Source organism: Sphingobium olei, assembly GCF_042678845.1.
Classification (GTDB): Bacteria; Pseudomonadota; Alphaproteobacteria; order Sphingomonadales; family Sphingomonadaceae; genus Sphingobium; species Sphingobium olei.
Window position 1 is genome coordinate 1 of sequence record NZ_JBHTLS010000041.1, and the last position, 1,313, is coordinate 1,313.

Below are 1,313 nucleotides of genomic sequence, written 5' to 3' on the forward strand. Positions count from 1 at the left end.
TAAGGTGGAGTTACCACACTTCACACGCCCACCGAGGAGTTGATCCCGATGACCGACGATAGATTACCGCTTGCCGAGCTGATGGCGAAGACCGGAGATGGAGATTTCCTGCGCACGATCGCCGAGAGCGTATTACAGATCATCATGGAGGCCGACGTCGATGGCCTGGTCGGCGCCGGCCGGCACGAGCGTTCCGGCGATCGCACGACCTGGCGCAATGGCTACCGCGACCGCAGCCTCGATACCCGGCTCGGCACGCTCAATCTCAAGATCCCCAAACTGCGGACCGGCGCCTACTTTCCCGGCTTTCTGGAGCCCAGGAAGACCGTCGAGAAGGCGCTGGTCGCGGTGATCCAGGAAGCATGGATCGCCGGCGTCAGCACCCGGCGCGTCGATGAGCTGGTGCAGGCGATGGGCATGACTGGCATCTCCAAGTCCTCGGTATCCAAGCTGTGCAAGGACATCGACGAGCGGGTCCACGCCTTCCTCAAGCGGCCGCTCGCCGGCGACTGGCCCTACCTCTGGCTCGATGCTACCTACCTCAAGGTGCGCGAGGGCGGGCGGATCGTCAGTGTCGCCGCGATAATCGCTGTGGCCGTCAACACCGAGGGCAAGCGCGAGATCGTCGGCCTGCACATCGGTCCTTCCGAAGCCGAGCCGTTCTGGTCGAGCTTCCTCAAGGACCTCGCCCGGCGCGGCCTGACCGGCGTGAAGCTGGTCATCTCCGATGCCCACGAGGGGCTCAAGGCGGCGATTACCCGCGTCATGGGCGCGACCTGGCAGCGCTGCCGCGTCCACTTCATGCGCAACGCCCTGGCCTATGTGCCCAAAGGCCAGAATACCGTCGTTGCCGCTGCCATCCGTCAGGTCTTCCTTCAGCCCGACCATGCCGCTGCGACGCAGGTCTGGCGTCAGGTCGCTGATCAGTTGCGCGCCCGCTGGCCAAAGCTCGGCGTTTGCATGGACGATGCCGAGCACGACGTACTCGCCTACATGACCTTCCCCGAGCAGCACCGGGTCAAGCTCCACAGCACCAACCCGCTGGAACGCCTGAACAAGGAAGTGAAGCGCCGCGCCGATGTGGTCGGCATCTTCCCGAACGAGGACAGCATTATCCGCCTCGTCGGCGCCGTCCTGCTCGAGCAGAATGACGAATACCAGCTCCAGCACCGCTACATGCAGATCGAGGGCATGGCCGCCCTTGCCACCCCAATGATCGAGGAGGCACAGCCGCTACAGATTACACCCAAGGCCGCCTGAAAATGCAGCCCAGTGGCCACACCCGATTTTACACCACATTGACGGACGCGACC

At 63.9% G+C, this 1,313-nt stretch carries 1 protein-coding gene; it reads left to right on the forward strand.

The features are described 5' to 3' along the window. Positions 1–48 precede the first annotated feature (48 nt). Positions 49–1,260 carry an IS256 family transposase gene (locus ACFQ24_RS03940; RefSeq protein WP_380909150.1) on the forward strand — a complete coding sequence of 404 codons (1,212 nt, stop codon included), beginning with the start codon at positions 49–51 and terminating at the stop codon, positions 1,258–1,260. Positions 1,261–1,313: the final 53 nt, after the last annotated feature.

Bases quoted from the DNA above. Each gene is read 5' to 3' on its own strand.
- ACFQ24_RS03940 (WP_380909150.1), top strand. From the start codon at position 49: ATGACCGACGATAGATTACCGCTTGCCGAGCTGATGGCGAAGACCGGA.